The sequence below is a fragment of the Nocardia sp. bgisy134 genome (assembly GCF_057708325.1).
Map to the genome: position 1 here is coordinate 127,179 of NZ_JBYIRW010000018.1, position 13,684 is coordinate 140,862.

General features: G+C 67.1%; 12 protein-coding genes and 1 other RNA gene. 3 read left to right on the forward strand and 10 right to left on the reverse strand.

The genetic code is table 11. From position 1 onward, the window contains the following. Nucleotides 1-40 precede the first annotated feature (40 nt). Nucleotides 41-442 carry a hypothetical protein gene (locus AC3ERS_RS27965; protein ID WP_431971081.1) on the reverse strand — a complete coding sequence of 134 codons (402 nt, stop codon included), beginning with the start codon at nucleotides 440-442 and terminating at the stop codon, nucleotides 41-43. A gap of 417 nt (nucleotides 443-859) precedes the next feature. Between AC3ERS_RS27965 and AC3ERS_RS27970 the strand changes: the two genes are divergently transcribed. Next, nucleotides 860-1,807 (forward strand): 3-carboxyethylcatechol 2,3-dioxygenase, encoded by a 948-nt coding sequence (locus AC3ERS_RS27970; protein ID WP_431971082.1) that lies wholly within the window; start codon nucleotides 860-862, stop codon nucleotides 1,805-1,807. Between the two features lie 308 nt (nucleotides 1,808-2,115). Here AC3ERS_RS27970 and AC3ERS_RS27975 read toward each other — a convergent pair whose 3' ends face one another. The 3 genes from AC3ERS_RS27975 to ssrA all read right to left on the reverse strand — a co-directional run bounded on the left by AC3ERS_RS27975 (nucleotide 2,116) and on the right by ssrA (nucleotide 4,819). Continuing rightward, nucleotides 2,116-2,700 (reverse strand): RloB family protein, encoded by a 585-nt coding sequence (locus AC3ERS_RS27975; RefSeq protein ID WP_431971083.1) that lies wholly within the window; start codon nucleotides 2,698-2,700, stop codon nucleotides 2,116-2,118. Beyond that, nucleotides 2,684-4,036 carry an AAA family ATPase gene (locus tag AC3ERS_RS27980; RefSeq protein WP_431971084.1) on the reverse strand — a complete coding sequence of 451 codons (1,353 nt, stop codon included), beginning with the start codon at nucleotides 4,034-4,036 and terminating at the stop codon, nucleotides 2,684-2,686. Before AC3ERS_RS27980 ends, AC3ERS_RS27975 begins: the two co-directional genes overlap by 17 nt. Nucleotides 4,037-4,450: 414 nt before the next feature. After that, nucleotides 4,451-4,819: a transfer-messenger RNA gene (ssrA, locus tag AC3ERS_RS27985) on the reverse strand. Between the two features lie 461 nt (nucleotides 4,820-5,280). Between ssrA and AC3ERS_RS27990 the strand changes: the two genes are divergently transcribed. Both AC3ERS_RS27990 and AC3ERS_RS27995 read left to right on the forward strand, forming a co-directional pair. Beyond that, nucleotides 5,281-6,585, forward strand: coding sequence for an ABC transporter substrate-binding protein (locus tag AC3ERS_RS27990; protein ID WP_431971085.1), 1,305 nt, complete (start codon nucleotides 5,281-5,283; stop codon nucleotides 6,583-6,585). A gap of 52 nt (nucleotides 6,586-6,637) precedes the next feature. Beyond that, nucleotides 6,638-7,936 carry an ABC transporter substrate-binding protein gene (locus AC3ERS_RS27995; protein ID WP_431971086.1) on the forward strand — a complete coding sequence of 433 codons (1,299 nt, stop codon included), beginning with the start codon at nucleotides 6,638-6,640 and terminating at the stop codon, nucleotides 7,934-7,936. Nucleotides 7,937-8,010: 74 nt separating this feature from the next. On the opposite strand, the gene smpB is transcribed toward AC3ERS_RS27995, so the two are convergent. The 6 genes from smpB to ftsE all read right to left on the reverse strand — a co-directional run bounded on the left by smpB (nucleotide 8,011) and on the right by ftsE (nucleotide 13,662). After that, entirely contained in the window at nucleotides 8,011-8,484 is a 474-nt protein-coding gene (smpB, locus tag AC3ERS_RS28000) for an SsrA-binding protein SmpB (RefSeq protein WP_379051876.1), read from the reverse strand. A 68-nt stretch (nucleotides 8,485-8,552) separates the two neighbouring features. Continuing rightward, entirely contained in the window at nucleotides 8,553-8,789 is a 237-nt protein-coding gene (locus AC3ERS_RS28005) for a WLR motif membrane protein (protein ID WP_431971087.1), read from the reverse strand. Nucleotides 8,790-8,881: 92 nt separating this feature from the next. Continuing rightward, entirely contained in the window at nucleotides 8,882-9,964 is a 1,083-nt protein-coding gene (locus AC3ERS_RS28010; RefSeq protein WP_431971088.1) for a metallophosphoesterase, read from the reverse strand. Nucleotides 9,965-10,074: 110 nt separating this feature from the next. Then, the gene (recQ, locus tag AC3ERS_RS28015) at nucleotides 10,075-11,952 is read right to left on the reverse strand and encodes a DNA helicase RecQ (protein WP_431971089.1); all 1,878 of its coding nucleotides are present in this window, start codon (nucleotides 11,950-11,952) and stop codon (nucleotides 10,075-10,077) included. A 118-nt stretch (nucleotides 11,953-12,070) separates the two neighbouring features. Next, the gene (ftsX, locus tag AC3ERS_RS28020) at nucleotides 12,071-12,973 is read right to left on the reverse strand and encodes a permease-like cell division protein FtsX (RefSeq protein ID WP_431971090.1); all 903 of its coding nucleotides are present in this window, start codon (nucleotides 12,971-12,973) and stop codon (nucleotides 12,071-12,073) included. Then, the gene (ftsE, locus tag AC3ERS_RS28025) at nucleotides 12,973-13,662 is read right to left on the reverse strand and encodes a cell division ATP-binding protein FtsE (protein WP_431971091.1); all 690 of its coding nucleotides are present in this window, start codon (nucleotides 13,660-13,662) and stop codon (nucleotides 12,973-12,975) included. The genes ftsX and ftsE overlap by 1 nt, the downstream gene beginning before the upstream one ends. Between the last annotated feature and the right edge of the window lie 22 nt (nucleotides 13,663-13,684).

Genomic DNA, 13,684 nt, shown 5'->3' on the forward strand with positions numbered 1-13,684 from the left:
TCAGGCAACCCCCGCGACGCCGCCACGGGCCGCTCGACGATCATGTGCCCGGAACGTGCTCGTTGTCGATATCGGCCGCGGTGACCCACGCCGGTTCCACCACGAGCAAGCCCAGCGACTGCCCTGGTACGTCGACGTCGACCACGTGCCGGTAACCGGCGAGCTCGGCGGCGGCCAGGCCGGCTTCGTCGCCCTTCGGAACCGCGAAAACCACACGCCGACAGTGCGGGTCGGCATCGAGGATCGCCGACGTCGCCGCGGCGAGCGCGTCGGTGAGAACCTGCGCGCTCGGCGCCCCGGTGATCCGAACCTCCACATCATGGGCGCCGACCGGGTACGCGACCCGCAGCCTGCCGTCGGCGCAACGCGCGACATCGACGGTCACCGGTGTGTTCGCCGGACCGGCCCACAATTCGTATGTCCCCCGTTGTTCCTGCGTCACCCTCGGCCCCTCCGGTCAGGGGTGGTCACCATCTGCGGATCCGGACGGGTCAACGAACCCCTGGGCGGACCGAGGGCGGTGCGCGGGGATTCGCCCGCTGCGCCGCAGGCATCGGAGGCGGCGGGTCGCATGGTGGTGGTCATGGTGTCAGACAACCGCCTGCGAGCGTGCTCATCCACAGCACGTTCCGCTGTAGGGAACGCGCGCTGTGGTCCGGCTGGGCTATCAGGGCAGGGTTGCGACCATGCTCGCTGCCACCGCAATTTCGCAGAGCGCCGACGACCCGCCGTCCGGTCTAGTGCTCGGCGAGATACCTGGAACGCCCGGATGGTTCGCGGTGATTCTTAAGGGTTTCATGATCGACGGCGCGAGGACCGGAAAATTCGTCGTCCATCCGGACCGGGAAGGAGCATGCTCATGACCGCCGCTCTCGTGGGACTCTCGCATTCACCCCTCATCGGGAAGAACGATCCGGCCCCGGACATTCTGCAACGTGTCTATGCGGAGATCTCCGCCACGCGCGCTTTCGTCGCCGAGTTCGCGCCGGATCTGGTCGTCCTGTACGCACCGGATCACTACAACGGCTTCTTCTACCGTCAGATGCCGCCGTTCTGCCTCGGGACCGAGGCGTATTCGATCGGCGACTTCGGTTCCCGAGTCGGCTCGCTCTCGGTCGACTCGGCCGCGGCGAAACAACTGGCCCGCGGTGCACTGGAGCGCGGCATCGATCTGCCCGTCTCCGCGCGTATGGCGGTGGACCACGGATTCGTCCAGCCGCTGGAGATACTGTTCGGCGGGATGGACCGCATTCCGGTCGTCCCGGTCTTCGTCAACGGAGTCGCCGCGCCGTTCGGTCCCCTTCATCGCATCCGCTCTCTCGGAACAGCTCTCGGTGCGGCCGCGCGGGAACTCGGCATGCGGGTCATGTTCGTGGCATCCGGTGGACTGTCCCACGACCCGCCGGTTCCCGTTCTCGAGAACGCACCGCGCCGCGTCGCGGACGCCCTCATCGATGGCCACCCGCCGACTCCCGAACAGCGGGCTCGCAGCGAGCATCGAATGTTGCAGGCCGGCCACTCCTACGCGGCGGGATCGACCACGATGATGCCGATCAACCCACGCTGGGACAACCTTGTCCTCGACACCTTCGAAGACGGCAGGCTCGCCGATATCGACGAGTGGACCCCCGAGTGGATGGGCGCCGAGGGCGGCGGCTCCGCGCACGAGGTGCGCACCTGGATCGCGGCATACGCCTCGCTGGCCGCGACCGGCCCTTACCGGATGACGTCACGCTTCTACGTGCCCATTCCCGAGTGGATCGCAGGCTTCGCCATCACCACCGCGATGACCCACGGATCGCGCTGAGAGCGACCTCCACCGTCGTCCGATCGGCAATCGGACATCCGAAAGACTCTGCACCACCACTCTCGCTTGGCCCGTGCGCGGTCTGGATATAGGCCGGACACCCACCCGGGCCCGTGGAACCCTGCAGCCAACCTGCTGACCGGCCACCCCAATTTGCCCGAAATCCGCTGATCAACGGCCAACAACCAATCCGAACCCGATCGCAGGGGCCGAAGGCCCGACGAAATATCGAGGCTGAATCCTTCCGCCCCGCCGTGAGACGAAGCCTCTCCCTCCGCGCCCGTCGAATCCGGCTCCGCCCGAGGTCGCTACCGCTCCGACGATTCAGGCAGCATAAGTTCCACCAGCTTCCACACACCCGTCGACGGATTGGCGCGATGCTCATCGCCGGCGTCCACGCTCCGCGACTTCGCGCGGCGCACGGCTTCCTCGACACCCTCGATGTAGTCCGCGAAACGGAGCGCAGACTTGTCATAGGCCGGGAGGTGCTTTTTGAGCCGCTTCTCGACGTCTCGAAAACCTGTCAGGGTGGCATCGCAATTCTCGAAATGAAGTAGCAGCCAGTACTCGAAACACGGATTCGACACCGCCAGATCAATTTTCGACGTCCGTGCCATTCGGATCGTTTCGGAGTAGTCGAACTCGTCGACGTCGAGAACGCACCAGATCTGGTCGTAGTCTGCGCGTTGCCTGGCCGCGAAGGCAACGACGCGCTTGGGATCCTCGGGGCGCACCGTCACCGCGGACTTGGTTGCCGGATTGCGCAGGTGTCGACGTAGACCGTGGAAGTACGCGGGCTCGGTGACTTCGCCGCCACACACGATCAGAATCAGCGTCACCGGATCGCGGAACGGCGCTCGTCGACGGCGCGAGTTCTCACGCCGGGTGGGCATGCCGCAAAGCCTCTGCGAGTCGATGGAAGTCGACCCGCGGGATCGCACCGAAACTTCCTCCGAGATAGCGACGTTCGAGATTGTGCTCGCTGCGCGGCTTGTAATCGGTCAACGGATACAGTGAGCTGGCCCCGTTCGCGTCCTTCTCGACGAACCACACCTGGTCGCGGCGCAGCAATCCATCGGGACGAACGACCGTACCGAGAAGGGAGGAGTCGTGCGTCGTCAGGATCAATTGCGCGCCATGAGGATTGGTCTCATCCGACTGGAACAGTTCGATCAGCGACGCGGTGAGCAGCGGATGAAGACTGGTGTCGATCTCATCGATGACCAGAACCCGCCCGTGATCGAGCGCGTCCAGAACTCCGGGCAGGATCTCGAGCCAGGCGATGGTGCCCGCGGACTCTTGCTCCAGCGGCAGCACGGCCCCTTCGCTGCCGTGATGAACGAATACCAGCGGAGGCAACGCGCGAGCAACTCTATCCCCGTACACGTCGTGCACCGCAGGAATCCTATCCGTCGAGTCATCGACTTGCGCTTCACTTCTCGAAGCGAACTCATCGAACATTTTCAGCCCTGTGATGTCGAGCCGTTGCCCGGGCGGGATGGAATCGAGCAGAGCCTCCGGAACAACAGGTGTATCGATGGCGGCAATTCCGAAGTCTGCTTCTTGAACCAGCTCCACCAGACGAGCCCCCTCCGCCGCCGTCCCACGAAGTAGAACGCCACGCAGGCGACGTGCGATCGCATCTGTCGAAGCACGTTGCCCGTCCGGAAGAATCAGCGTTTCACGGAACCAGCGGTGTACCGGCTGGAACATATCCGGCCTGGCCTGGGCAACAGCACTCAGGAACAGGGAATTCGGTCGGGTGAGCTCCTGCATGATTTTGAGCTGAGCCCGATGCTCGGCCATCACCGACCCCGAGCTGTACTCGTCCCCGGTCCGCTGGAACAGCACCCGCCTACGCTTCTCCGGATAGCTGAAAAGCCATTCCTCGAGCACCCGCTCGTTATCGACCGTGAACCCATACGTCCACGGAATTCCGTCGGCCACGATCTCGACGACGTAAGTCGACGCGACAGAGAATATGTGACTCGTCCGAAAGCTGTAAGGAGCGCGCGGAACACCTGCGAAGGGCTCCCACCGGGAGAACGACTGGGTCACCGCCCGCTGCATGAACCGGAGCCCATCCAACAGGTTGGACTTCCCAGAGGCGTTCGCCCCGTACACCGCGGCAACCGGAACCGCAGGCCGATCGTCAGCGGCAGGCATCAGCAGCAGCTCGTTCTCGTCCGCGAACGAACGATGGTTGCCGACCCTGAAGCTACGAAGCATCTGCCACCTCCCGACACCGAGTTGAAAGGCATTTTGGACAGTATACCTGCAAGATCTGCCCCGAAATGCCTCAGATATCATACTCAAGGCGATCCGATCGGCGGGGGAACGGCATCGACTAGGCAGCCCTGGAGTAGAGGCCCGCAGGGCGCGCAGCATTTGGATCGGCAGCCCTGGGGGTCATGGCGCGACATGCCAGTGGGTAGGCGGCCATGAGCTGGGGATCCGAGGCGGCATGGCACTGGGTAGGCAGCCCATCGGGTGGGGGCCCGGGGGTGGCGCGCCATTGGGTAGGCAGCCATGGGACGGGGGTCCGGGGGCGAAGCCCGCCGGGCGGGGTGTGGGGGTTGCACCCCCACAAACACTCAGCGGAACGAGCAAGGCCCATGCCCTCCATGGGCATGGGCCTTGCACTCGTGGAGCTGCCGGGAATCGAACCCGGGTCCTCCGCCGTGTCTTCAGGACTTCTCCGTGTGCAGTTCGCTGTGTCTCTGCTCGGATCTCTCGGTCACGCGAACAAGCCGAGATGACGATCCCAGTCGCTGTTAGATGTCCCGTCCGGCTCCGCGACCGAGTCGGACGGTGAGCCCTCTAGCTGATGCCGGCACCGGGACCGAGGGCATATCCCGGGCCGACAGAGACGCTATCGCTTAGGCAGCGAGAGCGTACTCGCGCTGATGAGAATCGGCGCTTAATTGGTTGCAACGACGCTTACGGTGGTCTCTTGCCTGCACCGACACGCTTCCCCTGAATCAACGTACGCAGTCGAAACCGTTCAGCCCCGTACGCGCCCGCACCTTGCGGGCTAGTAATGCTAACACTCACCAGACGTCGGATCATCCCGATTATTTGCGCGCCTAGCGGCTCATATCGATCAGGTGCGATCACGCTCGAGCCTGACCGGCCGGTTCGCGGCACGCTGTCGGGCAGGTGTCAACAAGTCCAACGGCCGCATCGACGGAACAGTTCCAAGAGATCGGCGCACCGCAGCGAGAGCCCCACCGCAGGAGGATGCACCGCTGGTGGACACCACCTCCGACCAGCCACGATTTGCCCCCCCACCTACCGAAACGGGCACCCGATCCACCCCGCCTCATACTGGTCAGTCGTCCGATTTGTTCACCCCGCGCCAGACGACGCCACGGCAACTGCGAAACCGCCTTCTTGCCGACCCCCTGACCGGTACTGTTCCTGTTCGGCCGTACCGGAATCGAGAGCGTCCGGTGGCTGCGACAGGAGCAATAATGGGCAACACCAGCAGGCGGCGTCGTCGTCTGTTCCACGCCGCGGCGGTTCCGATGATCGTCGGGCTCGTCTTGGCCGCGGCGTGTTCCACGCCGAGCGAAACCATTGGACCCGGCGTCACCAGCGCGCCGTGCCCGAACGCAATCGACAGAGACAAAGGCTGCATCTACCTCGGCGTGCTGTCCGATCTCGGCGGCGGGCCGTTCGCCGTGATCGGCAGGGCGATGCAGGACGGGCAGACCGCATTCTGGACCGAGGTCAACAAGGCAGGCGGCATCGGCGGCTACGAGGTCGACATCTCGACCTACGCCAGGGACACCGCCTACGATCCGCACCGACATCTGGAGGCGTTCCGCGAGATCCGGCCGAACGTGCTGGCGCTGGCCATGAGCCTCGGCACCGCGCAGACCCTCGCCCTACTGCAGGAGATGGACGCGGCCGACATCGTGACCTCGGCGGGCACACTGTGGTCGGGCTGGGAGTACCCCGAAGCCGACCTGAATCTGGTTCTGGACACCGGGTATTCGTACTGCACCGAGGCGATCATGGGTCTGGACTGGTTCGCCGAGCACCAGTACCGGCCGCACAATCTGGCCGTCATCGGGTTCCGGGGCAACTACGGCGGTGACTACTCGAACGGCGCGCTGCGCTGGGCGGCGCACAACAACGTGCTGGTCACGTCGCGGATCGACACCGGACCGAACGCCGAGGTCGGCAACCAGGACCGGCCGGTCGCCGAAATCCTCGCCAACCCACCGGACCTCGTGCTGCTGGCCACCGGGCCCGCCGAAAACGCCGAGATCGTAGGCAAACTCGTCGCGGCGGGATACAAGGGACGATTCCTCGGCTCGGCGCCGACCTGGAGCGGCGCGCTGCTGAAAACACCCGCCGGGCCGGCGCTCTCGGCGCTCTACAACTTCACTTCGCCGGTCGACGGCTGGGGCGGGGACAGCACGGGTGCGCGCAGGGCCCGCGCCGCCGCGCCACAGGAGCCGTCGAACTGGGGCTACAGCCTCGGTTGGGCGGTCTCCTACACGATGCGGGCGCTGCTCACGAAGGCGGCGGCGAACGGCCCGCTGAACCGGGTCGGCGTGCGCGCGGCGCAGACCGCGCTGACGGTCGATTTCGAGGGAATGGCGGCGCCGCACACCTACAACACAGGCGCACCGGATTACACCGCCCAGCGTGCCGTGATCGGCGCCCCCGATCCGTCCGCGCCGCTAGGCTCGCGCACGGTGGCCACCGACTACCGCGGACCGACCCTGCCGCAACTGCCGATGCACGGGCCGTGCGTCCGGCTGTGAACCGACCGACCACCGGGCAACGCATTTCCGTCTCCATCGAAGGAAGAGAACTTTGGGACCAATCCGCCGTCGCCGCAGGCTGTTCCGCGCCGCTGCGGCCGCGATCGCCTTCGGCTTCGCACTGGCGGCCTGTTCGACGGAGTCGACCGAGACGGGGCAAGGCGTCACCAGCGCGCCCTGCCCGCAGGCGGTCGACAAGAGCAAGGGCTGTATCTATCTCGGCGTGCTGTCCGACCTGGAGGCCGGACCGTTCGCCCCGCTCGGCAAGGCGCTCAACGACGGTCAGCTGGCCTTCTGGCGTGAGGTCAACAAATCGGGCGGCATCGGCAACTACGAGGTCGACATCACGACCTACGCCAGGGACACCGCCTACGATCCGCACCGGCACCGTGAGCAGTTCCGTCAGATCGAACCGCACGTTCTGGCATTGGCGATGAGTTTCGGTACGGCGCAGACGCTTTCGGTGCTGCCGGAGATGGACGCGGTGGACCTGCTGACCGGCGCGGGCACCCTCTGGTCGGGCTGGCAGTATCGCGAGACCGACCGGAATCTGGTGCTGGACACGGGATATTCGTACTGCACCGAGGCGATCATGGGCCTGGACTGGTTCGCCCAGTTCCAGTCCAGGCCGCGCACGCTCGCCGTCGTCGCCTTCCGCGGCAACTACGGCGGCGACTACGCCAACGGCGCACTGCGGTGGGCGTCGGAGAACAACGCGATCGTCACCGCCCGCGTGGACACCGGCCCGAATGCCGAGGTGGGCAACCAGGACGGGCCGGTCGCCGAGATCCTGGCCAACCCGCCGGATGTCGTGCTGCTGGCCACCGGTCCCGCCGAAACCGCCGAGATCATCGGCAAACTCGTCGCCGGCGGCTACGACGGCCGATTCCTCGGTTCCACCCCGACCTGGAACGGGGCCCTGCTGAAGACGCCCGTCGCGGCGGCGATCACCTCGCTGTACAACTACACCTCGCCCTACGACGGCTGGGACGGACGCAGCGTCGGCGCCCAGCATGCCCGCGCGGCGGCACTACAGCCGCCGACGAACTGGGGTTACAACCTCGGCTGGGCGATCTCCTACCCGATGAAGGCGGTGCTGAGCCGCGCCGAGGCGGAGGGCGATCTCACCCGCGCCGGTGTGCGCGGCGCGCTGGACGGGCTCTCGGTGGATTCGGAGGGCATGGCCGCCGTGCACAACTACGGCTCCGGCGAACCGGACCTCACCGCGCAGCGGGCGGTCATCGGCGTGCCCGACGCGAACGCGCCGATGGGGTCGCGGACTCTGTTGCCCGACTTCCGCGGGCCGACGCTGCAACGCGTGACGCTGCACGGACCGTGCGCGCGATTGTGAGACCGAACTGACGGAACCCCCGGCGCGATCCGCTCGATCGCACCCGGGGGTTCCCGTGTTCCAGGTCTACGATCTCAGCTCATGCCCTTGACGCGGCGGCCGAGCTCGCGAGTCACTTCGCGTTCGGCGGTCCGCCGAGCCAGATCCTGGCGCTTGTCGTAGTCCTGCTTACCCTTGGCCAGCGCGAGCTCGACTTTGACCTTGCCGTCGGAGAAGTACATCGACAGCGGCACCAGCGTCTGGTTGCCCTCGCGCGACTTGCCCACCAAGCGCTCGATCTCTCGCTTGTGCAGCAGCAGCTTGCGCACCCGGCGTGGTGCGTGGTTGGTCCAAGTGCCGTGGCTGAACTCCGGAATGTGCAGCCCGCGCAGCCACACCTCGCCGTTGTCGACCGTCGCGAAGGCGTCCACCAGCGAGGCCTTGCCCTCGCGCAGGCTCTTGACTTCGGTACCGACCAGCGCGATCCCGGCCTCGTAGACGTCCAGGATCGTGTAGTTGTGCCGCGCCCGGCGGTTGGTCGCGATGACCTTGCGCCCTTTTTCCTTCATAACGGTCAACTCTAAGTGACGCGGCAATCGTTTTATTCCAGCGCTGTGGCCGGTGCAACGCTGTGCGCTCAGCCGCCGGGCCGCAGCGCGATGTAGATCACGAGGACCGCGACGAAGGCGGCGAGCATGAGCAGGGTGGACACGCGCGGACGGCCGAGGTGCACGGGTGTGCGCCGACGACCCAGCCACACCGATTCCACCGCGGGATCCATCGGGCCGTGCGGCGCGGGGGCGGGAGTGTCGGGTGGCGGCGATCCACCGGACGTGTCGGAGCCGCCCTCGGGCGGGTCATCACCGGGTGCCATGCCTGCACGGTAACCGCCGGGGCGGAAATTTACCGGCGCAGCCCTCGGGGTGTTGTGATTCGGTGATGTGGGCTGTGCCGTCGGGCGGCGGTCTACGCCAGGCGACGGCCGAAGACCTCGGAGCCCACGCCCGTCGCCGGGTCCACAGCGACCACCCGCAGATCCACCGCGCTCGGGCTGAGGTCCATGACCATGAAGCCCAGTTGGTGGTAGTTCTCGTAGAGGGCGGGCGTCCCGGCGCCGCCTGGCGTCCGGCGCGGCTCGGCGCCAACGGTTTTCGCTGCCGCGCCGGACACCAGCTGGCGCGTGCCCTTGGCCGCCGCGGTGGGCTCGAGCACCTGGAGCGAGTGGTCGTGGCCGGAGAGGATGAAATGGCACTTGCCCACCACGTGGTCCTCGAAGAACCGCTTCACGTGCACGCCGTTGAGGGGTTCTATGGACAGGCCCTCGTAGTTGCCCGCGTCGCCGTGCGGGCCGTTGTTCAGGTACGGGTGGTGCGTGCAGGCGATCTTCCACGGTGCGGGTGATTCGGCGATCGCCCGGTCCAGCCAGGCGCGCTGCGCGTTCATGAATTCGCCGTCGACCGCCCAGTACGGCGCGAACAGCGGCGGCAGGTAGGCGGCCAGCGGGTTGAGGTCGAGCACGAAGAACTCGACCACCGGCCGTTCCTCCGGCACCCGGACGGAGTAGTAGCGGCTCGGCATCCACCAGCGTGGCGAGTTCGCGTGGTACTCGACCTCGTGATTTCCGCGCAGCAGCCAGCCGCCGTCGCCGCCGATGACCGAGCTGGTGTCGTGGTTGCCGAGCACCATCGCCCACGGGAAGTCCAGCCCGGTGTTCGGGTTCTCGAATTTCGTCGCGAACTGGACGTCGTCGCCGCTGTTCGGGCCGCTCTCGTAGATGTTGTCACCGAGGCCGAGCGCCAGCGAGAACGGTTCACGGGCGTGGAACGCCCGGGCGGCGTCCGCGACCGCCCACTGGGTGCGCGTGCCAGTGCCCGCGTCGCCGGTGACGAGCGCGCGCACGGCGCGATCGGCCGGGAGCCCGAACTTGGCGATCCCAGCGGCGACCGGAACCGCCTGGGCCGGCGTGAGACCGACCAGGGTGGCTCCCGCCGCGATCCCCGCGGCCCCCGCCAGCAATTCCCGACGACCGATCCCCTGCGCACCACTCATGCCGACCTCCGCGACTCCGATTTCCCGGACCATCCTGGCCCACGGCGGCGCGACAGTCGATCTGAGGGGTCAATATTTCACAGTCCGTGCACCCGGACGTGCGCATCAGGTCACTCGGCGGCGAGCACCTCGAGCACCTGCTCGCCGTACTTGGCGAGCTTGTTCTCACCGATGCCGCCGATCGCGCCCAGCTGCGCGAGGCTCGCCGGCTTGCGGGTGGCGATCTCGCGCAGCGTCGCGTCGTGGAACACGACGTAGGCGGGCACGCCCTGCTCCTTGGCCGTGGCGCCGCGCCACTCGCGCAACTTCTCGAACAGTGGCACATCGGCGGCGGCGAGGTCGGCCGCGGCGGCCGCCTTGCCCGGCTTGGCGGACCTCGACGGTTTGGTGACCCGCTCCGGCTCGCGACGCAACCGCACCTGGCGGCCGTCGAACAGCACCTCCTGGCTGGCCTCGGTCAGGGTCAGCACGCCGTAGTCACCGTGCACCGTGAGCAGCCCCTGCGCGAGCAGCTGCCGGACCACGCCGCGCCACTCGGTATCGCGCAGATCGGTGCCGATGCCGAAGACCTTCAGCTCGTGGTGGTCGTACTGAACGACCTTGGGGTTCGTCTTGCCGAGCAGAATGTCGACGACATGGCCCGCGCCGAAGCTCTGACCGCGCTCACGCTTGAGGCGCAAGACGGCCGACAGCAGCTTCTGCGCGGCGACGGTGCCGTCCCAGGATTCGGGCGGGGTGAGGCAGGTGTCGCAGTTGCCGCACGGCAGACCGGCCTGCCCGAAGTAGGCGAGCAGCTGGGTGCGACGGCAGGCCACGGTCTCGCACAGGGCCAGCATGGCGTCGAGGTGCAGTTGCAGCTGCCGACGGTGCGCGGCGTCCCCCTCGGAGGAGTCGATCAGCCTGCGCTGCTGCACCACGTCGTTGAGTCCGTAGACCATCCACGCGGTGGACGGCTGTCCGTCGCGTCCCGCGCGACCGGTCTCCTGGTAGTAACCCTCCACCGACTTCGGCAGATCCAGGTGGGCGACGAATCGGACGTCGGGCTTGTCGATGCCCATGCCGAAGGCGATGGTGGCGACCACGACCAATCCGTCCTCGCGCAGGAACCGAGCCTGGTTCGCGGCGCGGGTGCGGTGGTCGAGTCCGGCGTGGTACGGCACCGCGCCGACGCCGTTCTCGTTGAGGAAGGCCGCCGTCTTCTCCACCGAATTGCGCGACAAGCAGTAGACGATGCCCGCGTCACCGGCGTGCTCGGCGCGGATGAACTCCAGCAGCTGCCGGTCCGGGCGGTTCTTCGGCTCGATCCGGTATTGGATGTTGGGCCGGTCGAAACTGGCCACGAACCGGCGCGCCCCGCCCAGATCGAGGCGCTCGATGATCTCGTCACGGGTCTTCTCGGTGGCGGTCGCGGTCAACGCGATGCGCGGCACGTCGGGCCAGCGCTCGTGCAGCATCGACAGCCCCAGATAGTCGGGCCGGAAGTCGTGGCCCCACTGCGATACGCAGTGCGCCTCGTCGATGGCGAACAGCGCGACCTTGCCGCGATCGAGCAACTCGGCCGTCGACTCCAGCCGCAGCCGCTCCGGCGCCAGATACAGCAGGTCGAGCTCACCCGCGAGGAACTGGGCCTCCACCGTGCGCCGCTCGTCCGGGAACTGCGTCGAGTTGAGGAAGCCCGCGCGCACACCGAGCGCGCTGAGCGCGTCCACCTGGTCCTGCATCAACGCGATCAGCGGCGAGACCACCACGCCGACGCCGGGCCGCACCAGGGCGGGCACCTGATAGCACAGCGACTTGCCGCCGCCGGTCGGCATCAGCACCAGCGCGTCCCCGCCGGAGATCACGTGCCCGACGATCTCGGCCTGGTCGCCGCGGAAACTGTCGTACCCGAAGACCCTGCGTAGAACCTCTTGCGCCGCAGCGCTTTCGGCGCCCGCGGGGGCGACGGAGACGGTCACGTCGGCAGGGAGGGGTTCGGGGGGATTCACGGGGCCCATCCTACGAGCGACCCCCGACCACCACGCCGCTACATCGCGGTGGATCGGGCCGTATCGGCCGAGTTCTCCCCATGGGGATGAACGACTTTCCGCCTCACTCGTGGACCCGTCACTCGCGGACGTAGTACCGCAGGGTGCCGTAGGCCGCGACGGCCGCGACCAGGATGCCGACCGGCGCGATGGTCAACGCGACCGTGGCGATGTCGTCACCGGTGATCCGCGGGAACACATTGCTGTCGAACAGCGGTCCGAGCGCCCGGTCGATGACAAGCGGCCGGGCGAGGAGCAGCCCGAGGATCGCCAACACCGAACCCGCCAAGGCCGCGACCACGGCCTCCAGCAGGAACGGCAGCTGGGTGTACCAGCGCGTCGCACCGACCAACCGCATGATGCCCACTTCGGTGCGCCTGGTGAACGCCGCGATCTGCATCATGTTGGCGATCAGCAGCAGCGCCGCGAGCGCCATCACCACGGCCAGACCGAACGCCGCGTTGCGCAGGCCGTCGAACAGCCGAAGCAGCCGGTCGACGAACTCGCGGTCGTTGGCGACGGTGCGCACGCCGTTGCGGGCGTGGTAGGTGTCGTAGATGCGCTCGTACTGGTCGCCGTCGGTCATCTTGACCCGCATCGAGGCGGGCAGCGGCGTCTCCGAGATGTACTGCACCATCTCCGGCTGATCGGCGAAGAGCTTCTTCGCCTCGTCCAGCGCGGCGGCGCGATTGAGGAACTGGACGCTGACCACGCCCGAGGTGTTCTTCATGTCGGCCAGCAGCGAGCGGCACGGATCGGTAGCACAGTCCGGGTCGTTGGCGGAGATGTTCTCGTCGAGGTAGAAGCGCACCTCGAGGCGGCCGGTGAAGTACTGCTCGGTCTTGTCGGCCATCCGGACCGAGAGCAGGCCGCCGCCGAGCATGGCGAGCGACACCGCGGTGGTCAGGATCATCGCGACGGTCATCGTCACATTGCGACGCAGACCGGTGGCCACCTCGCTGAAAAGGAAACTCGCGCGCATTACCGATCTACTCCGTACACGCCGATCGCGTCGTCGCGCACCAGGCGGCCGTGGTCGAGCTCGACCACCCTCCTGCGCATCGAGTCGACGATGTGGTTGTCGTGGGTGGCCATCACCACCGTGGTTCCGGTGCGGTTGATGCGCTCGAGCAGCACCATGATGTCGAAGCTGGTGTCGGGGTCGAGATTGCCGGTGGGCTCGTCGGCCAGCAGCACCAGCGGCCGGTTCACGAACGCGCGGGCGATGGCCACCCGCTGCTGCTCGCCGCCGGACAACTCGCTGGGCAACCGGTCACCCTTGCCGCCGAGACCGACCATGTCCAGCACCTCGGGCACCGTGCGGTCGATGACCTGGCGACGCTTGCCGATCACCTCCAGGGCGAACGCGACGTTCTCCTGGACCGTCTTCTGCTGCAACAGCCGGAAGTCCTGGAAGACGCAGCCGATGCGCTGGCGCAGCTTCGGCACCTTGCGCCCGGGGAGCCGATCGACGCGGAAGTCCGCGACGCGGATCTCCCCGGCGGTCGGCGCCTCCTCTTTCAAGAGCAGACGCATGAAGGTCGACTTGCCGGAGCCGGACGGTCCGATGATGAAGACGAACTCGCCCTTGCTCACATCGACCGTGATGTTGTCCAGCGCGGGTCGCGTCGACGTCTTGTACGACTTGGTGACGTTCCGCATGGTGATCACGGGGAGCCAGTCTAACCAGCTA